The following is an 11,058-nucleotide window of genomic DNA, read 5'->3' as shown; positions in this document are numbered from 1 at the left end:
CGGCCGAAGGCCGTCATCTCGACAAGCTCGATACATCGCCTTGACTCCGGGGTTCGTCGAGAACACCCTCCGTAACGGGTCGGCGGCCACCAGCCTTCGAGAACGAGCGGCCCGAGCAAGTCACGCCGCTCCAACCACCTACCGACTCACCTCGATGATCACATCGAGCACCCGCCGCACAACAGGACTCACAGACCCCCGCGCCCAGATCGCGTGCAGCTCCACCGGCCGCTCCGGGTCCTTGTCGAGACGGGTGTCTCCCCCACCGTGCTCGAGGGGACGGAAGACAACGCCCTCGACGTGCAGCGAGCTCGCCGAGACCGGGACGAAGCCGACGCCACGCTCGGCGGAGACCAGGAGCATGGCGGTGAGGACCTGGTGCACGCGCTGCTCGATGCGAGGGTGGGCGTTGGCGAGGAAGCGTACGGACAGCTCGTGGAAGTAGCGGGACTGCTGCGGGTGGTAGCCGATGACGGGCTGGCCCTCGAAGTCCTGCGGCGTCAGCGGGCGGTCGATGTCGGCCAGCGGGTGGCCCTGCGGGAGCACCGCCATCAGTGGCTCGCGGGAGATCACCCGGGAGGAGAGGAGCTCGGTGTCGAAGGGCGGGCGGGCGAGGCCGATGTCGATCTCACCGTGACGGATGCCGTCGACCTGGGCGAGGGTGACGCGCTCGGAGAGCCGCACCTCGACATCGGGGAGCTCGACGGTCAGCCGCCGCAGCAGCGGCCCCAGGATCGAGATGGCCGAGACCGCGGTGAAGCCGAGCCGGACCACTCCGGCGGCACCGGCGTCGACGCGACGGGCCAGGTCACCCGCGCTCTCGACCAGGTTGAGCATCCGGTACGCCTCGTCGAGGAAGGCCGCTCCGGCACCGGTCAGGGCGACCCTGCGGTTGTCCCGCTCGAGGAGCTGCGCCCCGACGGCCTTCTCCAGCTTCTGGATCTGTCGAGACAGCGGCGGCTGGGTCATCCGCAGGCGCTCGGCTGCTCGCCCGAAGTGGAGCTCCTCGGCGACCGCGACGAATGAACGCACCTGGTCGAGCGTGATCATGGCGCCAGCGTAGACCACGATGCACCAGGTGGAACACTCCATGCTGAAACGGGCTTGGACCGGTATCGCCAAGACTCTTAGTGTCGGTGGTCACACGACGGAACTAGGAGCAACGATGCGTACGACCACCCACCTTCTCGCCGCGACCGCCGGCGTCGCGGCACTGGCCCTCTCCGCCTGCGGTGTCTCCAACACCGCCGGCGGTGGTAGCGGCGGCGAGGAGTACCCCTCCGGCAACGTCGAGATGTACGTCGGCGCCTCCGCCGGAGGGTCCAGCGACCTGATCAGCCGGGCGGTCTCCAAGGGTCTCTCCGACGAGCTCGGCGCCTCCTTCCCGGTGATCAACCAGGAAGGCGCCAACGGCGCGCTGGCGGCCAACAAGGTCGCCAAGACCAAGCCGGACGGTCAGACCATCGCGATCCAGAACGCCTCCCTGTTCGCGATCACCCCGCTGGCCGTCAGCGAGGACGAGGTCACGAACCTCGACGACTTCGACGTCGTCCAGGGCGTCTCCCGCGACGACTATGTCATGGTCACCGGCCCGAAGAGCGGCTTCAAGACCCTCGACGACATCAAGGCCGCGAAGAAGAAGGTCACCTACGGCACCACCGGCGTCGGCACCGGCGCCCAGCTCTCCTGCGGGCTGACGTACGCCTCCGCGGGCGTCGACGCCGAGGCCGTGCCGTTCGACGGCGGCGCGCCGGCCCTGACCGCGGTGCTCGGCAACCAGGTCGACACCGCGTGCATCCAGGTCGGCGAAGCGATCGAGAACATCGAGTCCGGCAAGCTGACGCCGCTGAGCGTCTTCGGCCCCGAACGGGTCGACTACCTGCCGGACGTCCCGACCGCCAAGGAGCAGGGTCTCGACGTCGAGGTCGCGCAGTACCGCTTCATGACCGTCCCGAAGGGCACCCCGGACAACGTCAAGGACGCCATCGCCGAGGCGATGCAGGCGACGTTCAAGACCGAGGAGTACCAGGCCTTCAACGAGCAGAACAGCCTCACCCCGATGGAGATCTCCGGCGACGAGGTCGTGACCCAGCTCGAGGAGGACAAGAAGCGGTTCGCCGACATGGTCGAGCAGTACGGTCTCGACCTCGGCGCGAGCTGACCCCCGCCCCACACGACGAAGGCATGACGATGAGCGACGAACGTACCCCGTCTCCTGACCAGGACATCCTGGCCGAGATCCAGGCCGAGGTGGCCCACGACCTGGAGGAGGAACGGCCTCCCGCGGGCGGACCGGCCTACCAGGTGGTGGGGGCGCTCGTCGCCCTCGTCCTCGGCATCGGCGGCGCAGTGCTCGCCTACGGCTACGGCCTGGGGTCGCTGCGTCAGCCCGGGCCCGGTCTGTGGCCGTTCGTGGTCAGCATCGCGATCGCGCTGATGGCCGCGGCGCTGCTCGTCGTCGGCCGCCGGCTGACCGACACCGAGAGGTTCACGCGCTCCAGCGTGCTCCCCGCGGTCGGTCTGGTGACCTTCATCGCTCTGGCCCTGCTGATGCCCCTGATCGGCTTCGAGATCCCGTCGCTGCTGCTGTGCGTCGTCTGGCTGAGGTTCCTCGGCGGCGAGTCCTGGCGCAGCACGATCATCACCTCGGTCGTCACGGTCGCCGCCTTCTACTTCCTGTTCCTCTACGGGCTGCGCATCCCGCTGCCCCACCTGTTCTGAGCGGAGCCCCCAGTGGACGTCAACGCATTCCTCGACGGCTTCGGGCTCGTCACCGAACCGCAGAACCTGCTCTACTGCCTGATCGGCGTGCTCATCGGCATGCTGATCGGCGTGCTCCCCGGCCTCGGGCCGGCGGCCACGATCGCCATCCTGCTGCCGATCACCTACAGCATCGACCCGGTCTCCGCGATCATCATGCTCGCGGGCATCTACTACGGCGCCCAGTACGGCGGCACGATCACCTCGGTGCTGCTCCGGCTGCCGGGCGAGGCCTCCTCGGTCGTCACCGTCTTCGACGGCTTCGCCCTCGCCAAGCAGGGCAAGGCCGGCACAGCCCTCGGCATCGCCGCGATCGGCTCCTTCGTGGGTGCGACCGTCTCCATCCTCGGCCTGACCCTGGTGGCGCCGCTCATCGCCGGGTGGGCGCTCAGCTTCGGTGACCCGGAGTACGCCGCCCTGGCCCTTCTCGGCGTCCTGCTGGTCGCCACCATCGGCAACGGCAACAAGCTCAAGGCCATGATCGCGGCCGCATTCGGTCTGCTGCTGGCCACGATCGGCCGCGACAGCTTCAGCGGGGCCGAGCGCTTCACCTTCGGCAGCCTGCAGCTGACCGAGGGTATCGACTTCGTGGTCGTCGCGATGGGTCTGTTCGGCGTCGGCGAGATCCTCTACAACCTCGAGGAACGCCACGGGAAACCCCACGTTCCTGCCGCCGTCGCCAACATCTGGCCCTCCCGCAAGGACCTCAAGCAGTCCTCGGGCGCGATCGGCCGCGGCTCGCTCATCGGCTTCGTCCTCGGTGTGCTGCCGGGTGGTGGCGCGGTGATGTCCTCCCTCGCCGCGTACGCCACGGAGAAGCGGATCTCGAAGAACCCCGAGCGCTTCGGGCGCGGTGCCATCGAGGGCGTCGCGGCCCCGGAGACCGCCAACAACGCCGCCGCGACCTCCTCGTTCATCCCGCTGCTGACCCTCGGCATCCCGGCCAACGCGTCGATGGCGATGCTCTTCGGCGCCCTGCTCATCCTCGGCATCTCCCCCGGACCGCAGCTGGTCGACGAGCGTCCCGACCTGTTCTGGGGCGTCATCAACTCGATGTACATCGGCAACCTGATCCTGCTCGTGCTGAGCATCCCGCTGGTCGGCATCTTCGTCCGCATCCTGCGAGTACGCCCGGCGATCCTGGCCCCGATCACCGCGCTGATCACGATCCTGGGCGTCTACACGATCAACAACTCCACCTTCGACATCTTCGTGATGATCGTCTTCGGCCTGATCGGCTATCTGATGAAGAAGGTCGGCTTCGAGCCCGGCCCGATGGTGCTCGCCTTCGTCCTCGGCTCGATCGTCGAGGACGGCGTACGTCGCTCGATGCTGATCTTCGACGGCGACCCGACCGGGTTCTTCACCCGTCCGATCTCCGGAACCATCCTGGCCGCCTTCGTCCTGGTCGCCCTCTGGCCTGCGGCCAAGGCGATCCTGGCCCGGCGCAAGGCCGCCGCCGTCGCCGCAGCCCCGGCCGACCGCGACCACGTCGACACCCCGACCCGCTGAGCCCGACCCGCTGAGAGAGGCACCCATGACCATCCTGATCGGCTACGTCCCCACACCGGTAGGTGAGGCGGCCCTCGAGGCCGGCCTGGCCGAGGCAGCCGCGCGCGGCGACGACGTCGTCATCGTCAACAGCCCGCGCCGCGGCGCCACCGTGGACGCCGACCTCGTCGACGAGGCCACCGCCGCGAAGCTCGTGGCCCGCGCCACCGAGGCCGGCGTGAGCGCCCGCGTCGACCACACCACCCACGGCGCCGACATCGTGGAGACCTTCGAGGCCCTGGTGGCCTCGACCGGTGCCCGGCTGATCGTGATCGGGCTGCGCCGCCGCTCCCCGGTCGGCAAGGCCCTGCTGGGCAGCGACGCCCAGCGCATCCTGCTCGACGCCAGCGTGCCCGTCCTCGCCGTGAAGCCGACCGCATGACCTCCGGTCCCAACCGCAGCCGGATCTCGAAGGTCGTCGTCACGCCGGTCGCGTTCGCCGACCCGCCCCTGCTCAACGTGGTCGGTGTCCACCAGCCGTGGGCGCTGCGCGCGATCATCGAGCTGCACACCGACACCGGTCTGGTCGGCCTCGGCGAGACGTACGCCGACGAGACCCATCTCGCCCGCCTCGATGCCGTCGCCGCCGCCCTGCCAGGACTGGACCCCTACGACACCCATGGCCTGCGCCGGCTCGTCGTCGACGTGCTCGGCAAGGAGACCGGCGGGGCCGGTGCCTCCTTCGGCGGCATGCTCGACGTGTCCTCGGCGGTCGACACCGTCTACTCCCCCTTCGAGGTCGCCTGCCTCGACCTGGTCGCCCGCGAGGCGGGCCGGCCGGTCAGTGATCTGCTCGGCGGCGCGGTACGCGACCGGGTGCCGTTCAGCGGCTACCTGTTCTACAAGTGGGCCGGCCACCCCGGGCAGCCCGCGGACGACTGGGGCGAGGCGCTGAACCCCGACCAGATCGTCGCGCAGGCCAGGCGGATGGTCGACGGCTGGGGCTTCGGCTCGCTCAAGCTGAAGGGCGGGGTGTTCCATCCCGACGAGGAGTGCGCCGCGATCGAGGCGCTCCGCGACGCCTTCCCCGACCTGCCGCTGCGCCTGGATCCCAACGGAGCGTGGACGCCGGAGACGTCGGTGAAGGTCGCCGAGCGGCTCGCCGGCGTCGTGGAGTATCTCGAGGACCCCACCCCCGGGATCGACGGGATGGCGCAGGTCGCCGCCCGCACCGACGTACCCCTGGCGACGAACATGTGCGTGATCGCCTTCGAGCACCTCAAACCGGCGATCGCCGTCGACGCGGTGCAGATCGTGCTCTCCGACCATCACCTGTGGGGCGGGCTGCGCCGCTCGGCGCTGCTGGGCGGGATCACCGACACCTTCGGGATGGGACTGTCGATGCACAGCAACTCCCACCTCGGCATCTCGCTGGCCGCGATGGTCCACCTGGCCGCCGCGACCCCGAACCTGACCTACGCCTGCGACACCCACTATCCCTGGAAGACCCAGGACGTCGTACGCTCCGGGGTGCTCGATTTCGCCGATGGTGCGGTCGCGGTGCCGACGGGTCCGGGCCTGGGCGTCGAGCTCGACCGTGACCTGCTCGGCGAGCTGCACGAGCAGTACCTCGGCTGCGGCGTCCGGCGCCGCGAGGACACGGTTTACATGCGTACGTTCGAGCCTGATTTCACGCCGAACACGTCGCGCTGGTAGACCCGCATGACGATGCTCTCAGTGCATCGTCTAATGCGATATTCGGCTTGGACATGAATCACCAATCCTGACAGTCTCCTGTGACACGGGCCACACGTGGCCACGGCCACAGAACGACGAGCCAGGAGCTTCCACCGGTGACACAGATCGATGCAGGCGGGACCGGAACGATACCGGTCGTCGCCTACGCCTACCCCTGGGACGTGATCGGCGATCCCGACTTCGCCGCTCGCGCCCGGGGGCTCGGCGTCTCCAAGGTCGCCCTCGCCGCGGCGTACCACACCACCCGCGCGGCGACCCCGCTCCACCCCGAGCACCGGATCGTCGAGGCCCGCAGCGCGGCTCTCTACCGGCCGGTGCGCACCGAGGCCTGGGACGGCGCCCGCCTGGTCCCGCCCGCAGCGACCTGGGTCGCCGCGGAGGACCCCTACGGCGAGGCCGCCGCCATCCTGACCGAGGCGGGCTTCGAGGTCGCCGCCTGGATCGTGCTGACCCACTCGACACGGCTCGGCGAGGCCAACCCTGACCTCGCGGTCGTCAACTGCTGGGACGAGCCCTACCCCTACGCGCTCTGCGCCCGCCACGAGGACGTCCGCCGCTACGCGGAGACCCTCGCCGCCGAGGCCGTCCGCGACACCCCCACGACCACGGCCATCCTGGAGGCGTGCGGCCAGCTCGGGTTCGGCCACGGCGGACACCACGAGAAGACCGACGGGGCTTACGACGCCGCCACCCAGCAGCTGCTCTCCATCTGCTGCTGCCCGGCCTGCCGCGAGGACTGGGCCGGCCGCGGGCTCGACGCCGAGACCACCGTCGCCGCCCTGCGCGCCGCGACCGGCGCAGCCGGCGGCGACACGACCGTGGACGCGAAGATCCTGGACACCATCCTCGAGTCCCGCCACGCCGCTGCCGACGAGCTCCGCCACCGGGTGATCGCGGCCGTCCGTGAGGCCGCGCCCGACGTCGTCGAGATCGCGGTGCACGCCCAGCCCGACCCCTGGGCGACCGGAGCCAGCCCTGGGCTCACCCCGACCACTGCCGACGACGTCGACCTGGTCGTCTCCTTCTGCTGGCCGACCACCGAGGCCTCGGTGGAGACCGGGCGCCGGCTCGTCGAGGCGGTCGACGGCAGGGCGGCGGCCGCTGCGTACGTCACGGTTCTCCCGCCCACCACCGAGGACACCTTCGGTGGCCATGTGCGGGCGCTGGTCGATGCCGGGATCGACCAGATCCACCTCTACCACCTCGGTCTGGCGGGCGCGGACAGGCAGCACCTGCTCGCCCAGGCGACCGAGGTCCCCCACCACCGCCGAGACGAGGACGGACTGACGGCATGAACACCTCCCGCGAGAGCGGAACGCTCAAGCGCGCCTGGCGCGCGGTCGACACGGTCTTCGAGACCTTCTGCATCCTGTGCCTGGTCGCCACGCTGCTGATCGTGCTGTGGCAGGTGTTCAGCCGCGAGGTGCTGAGCAACTCTCCGAGCTGGAGCGAGGAGAGCGCACGCATCCTGCTGGTCTGGGTCGGCTTCCTCGGCGCCACGATCGGCTTCCGCGAGGGCGCCCACATCGCCGTCACGTTCCTGGTGGACAGGTTCCCGGCGACCCTCAGGTCGGTGATCGACCGTGTCGTCCAGGTGCTGCTGCTCGGCTTCGGACTCTTCCTGATCGTCCAGGGCAGCCAGTTCGTCGTCGACGCCCAGGCCGCGACCCTGCCCGGCACCGGGCTCCCCCGCAGCGTGCTCTACCTCATGATGCCGGTCGCCGGCGCCATGCTCCTCCTCTACACCGTCCTCCAGGCCTTCGGCATCAGCACCCAGCGCTACGCCGAGCCTGACGATGCCGCCGAGATCGGCTGAGCCGCCGAAAGCCGAAGGACTCCCCCATGCCCATCGATCCCCTTGCCATCGCCATCCTGCTCGGCAGCTTCGTCGTCCTGATCCTGCTGCGCATTCCCGTCGCCCTGGCCCTCGCCCTGGCCGCCCTCTTCGAGGCGCTCTACATCGGCCTCCCGCTGACCGTCGTCGGCCAGCGGATGGTCGCCGGTCTCGACACCTTCGCCCTGCTGGCCATCCCGTTCTTCATCCTCGGCGGCGAGATCATGGGCGCGGGTGGCATCTCCCGTCGCCTGATCGCCTTCGCCGGTCTGCTCGTCGGTTGGGTCCGCGGCGGCCTCGGCATGGTCAACATCGGTGCCTCGACCTTCTTCGGGGCACTGTCGGGCTCCTCGGTCGCGGACGTCTCCGCGATCGGCTCGGTGACCATCCCGATGATGAAGAAGCGCGGCTACGACACCGACTACGCCGTCGCGGTCACCGTCTCCGGCGCCACCCAGGCGGTCATGATCCCGCCGAGCCACAACCTGATCATCTACTCGATGGCCGCCGGCGGCGTCTCGATCGGCGCCCTGTTCACCGCCGGCATCCTCCCCGGGATCCTGCTCGGCGCGGCGCTGATGACCCTGGCGTACATCCTGGCGGTCAAGCGCGGCTACCCGAAGGAGGAGCTGGTCCCGCTCAAGGACGTCCCGAAGATCATCAGCGATGGGCTGCTCAGCCTGCTCATGCCCGTCATCATCCTCGGCGGCATCCTCAGCGGCGTCTTCACCGCGACCGAGTCGGCGGCGATCGCCTGCCTGTACGCCTTCGTCCTGACCTTCTTCGTCTATCGCGACCTGCCAGTCAAGGCGATGGTGCCGATCCTGCAGAGCAGCCTGCGCACCCTCGGCGTCGTGCTGTTCATCATCGCCGCGGCCGGTGCCTTCGGCTACTTCCTGGCCTTCCTGCAGGTGCCGGCGCTGGCCACTGACGCACTGCTCGGCATCTCCGACAACGTCGTCGTGGTGCTGCTGCTGATCAACCTGCTGCTGCTCGCGCTCGGCGCGATCATGGACATGGCGCCGCTGATCGTGATCATGACGCCGATCCTGCTGCCGGTCGCCACCGGACTCGGCATGGACCCGGTCCAGTTCGGGATCATGCTGGTCCTCAACCTGGCCATCGGCCTGATCACCCCGCCGGTCGGCAACGTCCTCTTCGTCGGCTGCGCCATCGGGCGTACGTCCATCGAGAAGGTCATCAAGACCGTCGGACTCTTCCTCATCCCGATGCTCATCGTCCTGCTGCTGATCACGTACGTCCCGTTCTTCTCTCTTGCCCTCCCCGACGCGCTGGGTCAATGAGTCCAGGACAAGTAGTCACCATCGAAAGGAACCAACCATGAACACCACATCCCCCCAGCCGGTCGCCCGGCGATCTCTGTTCAAGGCCGGCGCCTTCGGTGCCGCAGCGGTCGCCGGCGGCCTCGCCCTCAGTGCCTGCGGCGGCGGGTCGCTGCGCGGCAGCGGCGGAGGTGGCGGCTCGAAGACCTTCAAGCTCGCCGAGACCCACCCCGACGACTACCCGACCACCCTGGGCGACAAGAAGTTCGCCGAGCTGGCCGAGAAGTACACCGACGGCCGGATCAAGATCCAGGTCTACCCCAACGCCCAGCTCGGCGAGGAGTCCGACGCGATCGAGCAGGTGCAGATGGGCTCGATCGAGATGACCCGGATCAGCTCGGCGCCGATGGGCGAGTTCGTGCCCGCGATGGGGCTGTTCAGCCTGCCGTACCTCTTCGACGACGCCGACCACCTGTGGCGCTTCCTGGACAGCGAGAGCGGCAAGAAGCTGCTGGGCGAGGTCGAAGGCGCGGGCTTCAAGGGCCTGGGCTACTTCGACCCCGGCGCCCGCAGCTTCTACACCTCCAAGAAGCCCATCAAGGCGCCGGCCGACGTCAAGGGGCTCAAGATCCGGGTGCAGGAGTCGCAGGTCCAGATCGACTTCATCAAGGCCCTCGGCGGCTCCCCCACCCCGATGGACTACGGCGAGGTCTACAGCTCGCTGCAGAGCGGACTCCTCGACGGAGCCGAGAACAACGAGCCGTCCTACTACTCGGCCTCCCACTACGAGGTCGCGAAGAACTACACCCTCGACCGGCACATGCGCGTCGCCGAGGTGCTGCTCATCAACAAGGACACCTGGGACGGGCTCGACTCCGCGGACCAGGAGGCCCTCCAGAAGGCCGCCGACGAGGCCGCTCCCTTCCAGCGCGAGAAGTGGGACGCCCAGGTCGAGGCCGACCTGGAGAAGCTGCGCGGCGAGGGTGTCACCATCAACGAGATCACCGACCTCGCGCCGTGGCGCGAGGCGACCAAGTCCGTCATCGACAAGCACGGCGCCGACCTCGGCACCTACATCGACGCCGTCGAGGAGCTGCGCACCGCATGAGCGAGACCGTCCTGATCACCGGCGCCAACGGCGGCGTCGGACGACTGATGCGCCCCCGGCTCGCCCGAGAGGGCCGGGTGCTGCGCCTCCTCGACGTCGTACGTCCCGAGGAGCCCGCCGCGGGCGAGTCGGTCGAGGTCATCGAGGCGTCGGTGACCGACGAGGCGGCGATGCGAGCCGCCTGCGAGGGCGTGGACGCGATCATCCACCTCGGCGGCATCAGCGTCGAGGCCCCCTGGAACGACATCCTCTCGGCCAACATCGACGGCACCCGGGTGGTCCTCGAGGCCGCTCGGGACGCCGGGGTCCGCCGTGTCGTGCTGGCCTCGAGCAACCACGCGACCGGCTTCTACGAGATCGACGGTGCGCCGCAGGGCGGGCTTCCTGCGGATGCCTTCCCCCGACCCGACACCTACTACGGGGTCAGCAAGGTCGCGATGGAGGCGCTCGGTTCGCTCTTCCACGACCGCTACGGCATCGACGTGACCGCGCTGCGGATCGGCTCGTGCTTCGAGAAGCCGTGGGACCGCCGCTCGCTGTGGACGTGGATGTCGCCCGACGACGGCGCGCGGCTCCTCGAGGCCTGCCTGGCCACCCCCGAGCCCGGCTTCCGGGTCGTGTGGGGCATCTCCCGCAACACCCGCAACTGGTGGTCGCTGGAGGCGGGCGAGGCGATCGGCTACCACCCGCAGGACGACTCCGAGGTCTTCGCAGCCGAGATCCTCGGCGACGGGATCGACGACGAACCGCAAGGGCCCGAGGAGCGACTGGCCGGAGGGAAGTTCTGCTTCACCCCGTTGGGTGAGCACCAGAAGAAATAGGCC

The 11,058-nt window shown here is 69.4% G+C and carries 11 protein-coding genes; 10 read left to right on the top strand and 1 reads right to left on the bottom strand.

What is annotated here, in order from left to right:
* Positions 1-138 precede the first annotated feature (138 nt).
* Complete coding sequence (locus ACFVJS_RS21795) at positions 139-1,050, bottom strand: LysR family transcriptional regulator (protein ID WP_328529402.1); 912 nt, start codon at positions 1,048-1,050, stop codon at positions 139-141.
* A gap of 115 nt (positions 1,051-1,165) precedes the next feature.
* Between ACFVJS_RS21795 and ACFVJS_RS21790 the strand changes: the two genes are divergently transcribed.
* From ACFVJS_RS21790 to ACFVJS_RS21745, 10 genes are all read left to right on the top strand, one after another.
* On the top strand, positions 1,166-2,161 hold the full coding sequence (locus tag ACFVJS_RS21790) for a Bug family tripartite tricarboxylate transporter substrate binding protein (protein WP_378884796.1): 996 nt from the start codon (positions 1,166-1,168) through the stop codon (positions 2,159-2,161).
* Between the two features lie 29 nt (positions 2,162-2,190).
* A complete protein-coding gene (locus ACFVJS_RS21785) occupies positions 2,191-2,721 on the top strand; it encodes a tripartite tricarboxylate transporter TctB family protein (RefSeq protein ID WP_378884793.1) in 531 nt (176 codons plus the stop codon).
* A 12-nt stretch (positions 2,722-2,733) separates the two neighbouring features.
* A complete protein-coding gene (locus tag ACFVJS_RS21780; RefSeq protein ID WP_378884792.1) occupies positions 2,734-4,272 on the top strand; it encodes a tripartite tricarboxylate transporter permease in 1,539 nt (512 codons plus the stop codon).
* A gap of 25 nt (positions 4,273-4,297) precedes the next feature.
* Entirely contained in the window at positions 4,298-4,693 is a 396-nt protein-coding gene (locus ACFVJS_RS21775; RefSeq protein WP_378884790.1) for a universal stress protein, read from the top strand.
* Positions 4,690-5,967, top strand: coding sequence for a glucarate dehydratase family protein (locus ACFVJS_RS21770; protein ID WP_378884787.1), 1,278 nt, complete (start codon positions 4,690-4,692; stop codon positions 5,965-5,967). The genes ACFVJS_RS21775 and ACFVJS_RS21770 overlap by 4 nt, the downstream gene beginning before the upstream one ends.
* A 137-nt stretch (positions 5,968-6,104) precedes the next feature.
* A complete protein-coding gene (locus tag ACFVJS_RS21765; protein WP_378884784.1) occupies positions 6,105-7,304 on the top strand; it encodes a hypothetical protein in 1,200 nt (399 codons plus the stop codon).
* Positions 7,301-7,825 carry a TRAP transporter small permease gene (locus tag ACFVJS_RS21760; RefSeq protein WP_378884782.1) on the top strand — a complete coding sequence of 175 codons (525 nt, stop codon included), beginning with the start codon at positions 7,301-7,303 and terminating at the stop codon, positions 7,823-7,825. Before ACFVJS_RS21765 ends, ACFVJS_RS21760 begins: the two co-directional genes overlap by 4 nt.
* A 26-nt stretch (positions 7,826-7,851) precedes the next feature.
* Complete coding sequence (locus ACFVJS_RS21755) at positions 7,852-9,147, top strand: TRAP transporter large permease (protein WP_378884779.1); 1,296 nt, start codon at positions 7,852-7,854, stop codon at positions 9,145-9,147.
* A 37-nt stretch (positions 9,148-9,184) separates the two neighbouring features.
* Complete coding sequence (locus ACFVJS_RS21750; protein WP_378884776.1) at positions 9,185-10,234, top strand: TRAP transporter substrate-binding protein; 1,050 nt, start codon at positions 9,185-9,187, stop codon at positions 10,232-10,234.
* Positions 10,231-11,055 (top strand): NAD-dependent epimerase/dehydratase family protein, encoded by an 825-nt coding sequence (locus ACFVJS_RS21745; RefSeq protein WP_378884773.1) that lies wholly within the window; start codon positions 10,231-10,233, stop codon positions 11,053-11,055. Before ACFVJS_RS21750 ends, ACFVJS_RS21745 begins: the two co-directional genes overlap by 4 nt.
* Positions 11,056-11,058: the final 3 nt, after the last annotated feature.

The organism is Nocardioides sp. NPDC057772 (assembly GCF_042798075.1).
GTDB lineage: Bacteria > Actinomycetota > Actinomycetes > Propionibacteriales > Nocardioidaceae > Nocardioides.
The sequence above is the reverse complement of the archived record's forward strand: the minus strand, read 5'-3'. Positions and strand labels throughout refer to the sequence as shown.

What these genes read in the sequence shown, in the direction of transcription:
- ACFVJS_RS21795 (WP_328529402.1), bottom strand. Translation starts at nt 1,050, where the DNA reads ATGATCACGCTCGACCAGGTGCGTTCATTCGTCGCGGTCGCCGAGGAG.
- ACFVJS_RS21790 (WP_378884796.1), top strand. Translation starts at nt 1,166, where the DNA reads ATGCGTACGACCACCCACCTTCTCGCCGCGACCGCCGGCGTCGCGGCA.
- ACFVJS_RS21785 (WP_378884793.1), top strand. Translation starts at nt 2,191, where the DNA reads ATGAGCGACGAACGTACCCCGTCTCCTGACCAGGACATCCTGGCCGAG.
- ACFVJS_RS21775 (WP_378884790.1), top strand. Translation starts at nt 4,298, where the DNA reads ATGACCATCCTGATCGGCTACGTCCCCACACCGGTAGGTGAGGCGGCC.
- ACFVJS_RS21770 (WP_378884787.1), top strand. Translation starts at nt 4,690, where the DNA reads ATGACCTCCGGTCCCAACCGCAGCCGGATCTCGAAGGTCGTCGTCACG.
- ACFVJS_RS21760 (WP_378884782.1), top strand. Translation starts at nt 7,301, where the DNA reads ATGAACACCTCCCGCGAGAGCGGAACGCTCAAGCGCGCCTGGCGCGCG.
- ACFVJS_RS21755 (WP_378884779.1), top strand. Translation starts at nt 7,852, where the DNA reads ATGCCCATCGATCCCCTTGCCATCGCCATCCTGCTCGGCAGCTTCGTC.
- ACFVJS_RS21750 (WP_378884776.1), top strand. Translation starts at nt 9,185, where the DNA reads ATGAACACCACATCCCCCCAGCCGGTCGCCCGGCGATCTCTGTTCAAG.
- ACFVJS_RS21745 (WP_378884773.1), top strand. Translation starts at nt 10,231, where the DNA reads ATGAGCGAGACCGTCCTGATCACCGGCGCCAACGGCGGCGTCGGACGA.